Source organism: Pyramidobacter sp. C12-8 (assembly GCF_002007215.1).
GTDB lineage: Bacteria > Synergistota > Synergistia > Synergistales > Dethiosulfovibrionaceae > Pyramidobacter.
In genome coordinates this window covers 1-1341 of sequence record NZ_MUHX01000067.1, presented here as the reverse complement: position 1 = coordinate 1341, position 1341 = coordinate 1, and the positions used below count along the sequence as shown (strand labels likewise).

Here is a 1341-nt window from a genome sequence, read left to right as displayed (position 1 = left end):
CAGGGCAATCGCTTACGAAAACCCACTCGAGAAAATTGCCATTAAGCTCACGAGAAGAAGAAAGCCGCAACGCAGAAAAGTAAGTTCATCCCAAGAAAGCCTCCCTGCGGTAGAATACAAAGAAACACCGAAAACGCCCCAAAACACCGACAGGAGGCACGAAAATGAACCAGACATTTCTGGAACTGCTGGCAGAAATTGAAGATTTCCGCACAGGCAACGCGATCCACTATCGGCTCCAGGATATCCTTCTGGTCAGCGTGCTGGCCGTGATCTGCAACATGGATACCTATACGGAAATGGCCATGTTTGCCGATCATCAGAAGAAATATCTGGCGCCGTTCTGCGACTTCCGCCACGGCACCCCTTCTCACGATACCTTTGGCAAGGTGTTGAGCCGCCTCGATCCCCGCGTGTTGTCCGAACGCTTCAACGCCTGGATGAGCGAGCTGTACGTCCACCTGGGCAAGTTGGCGGAGTCAAGAGGCATGACCGTCGCCATCGACGGCAAGACCATATGCCGCAGCGGCAGTTCCGAACGGAAAGCCAGTCACGTGCTCACCGCTTTTGCCAGTCGGGCGCAGCTGGTCCTCGGTCAGATCAAGACCGACGAGAAGAGCAACGAGATCACGGCCATCCCCGAACTGCTGGATCTCTTTCAGGTCAAAGACACCGTCGTCACCATCGACGCCATGGGGACGCAGAAGGACATCGCCGCCAAGATCATCGAAAAGGGCGGAGATTACGTCCTCGCCGTCAAAGGCAATCAGAAGAAACTGCACGACGACATCATCTGGCACCTGCGCAGCGAAGCGCAGGACACAAGCACAAGAGAACTCAAAGCCAAAGGACAGTATGCCAGCACCCTGGAGAAGGATCATGGGCGCATCGAGAGAAGAGAATGTTACCTTTCCAACGACCTGAGCTGGTTCGAAGGACTTGAAGACTGGCGAGGCATCACGGGCGTCGCCTGGATCCACAACACCCGGAACGTCGATAACAAGACCAGCACTGAAGACCATTACTTCATCTACAGCCTGAAAGGAGCCCGGGCGCAAGACCTTCTGCGCATCAAGAGAGAGCACTGGGCGATCGAGAACAACTTACACTGGATGCTGGACATGGCCTTCAGGGAGGATGACTGCCGTGCGAGAGCGAAGAACGCGGCGGAAGTGATGAACATTCTGCGAAAACTCGCTTTGCAGATGCTGAAGACCTGTGACACGTGCAAATGCGGGATGAGGAGCAAGCGCAAGCTCTGCGGGCTTGGCATTCCTACGGCTCTGCAGGTCTTGGGACTCGTCCCTACGGGGGTTCTTATTCCGTAAGCGATTGCCCTGC

At 55.3% G+C, this 1341-nt stretch carries 2 protein-coding genes; both read left to right on the top strand.

Annotated features, from left to right (window positions below):
- A partial coding sequence (locus tag B0D78_RS13290; protein ID WP_205948328.1) for a hypothetical protein occupies positions 1 to 202 on the top strand: 202 nt, incomplete at its 5' end.
- Positions 165 to 1328 (top strand): ISAs1 family transposase, encoded by a 1164-nt coding sequence (locus B0D78_RS12090; RefSeq protein WP_078017177.1) that lies wholly within the window; start codon positions 165 to 167, stop codon positions 1326 to 1328. The genes B0D78_RS13290 and B0D78_RS12090, both read left to right, overlap by 38 nt.
- Positions 1329 to 1341: the final 13 nt, after the last annotated feature.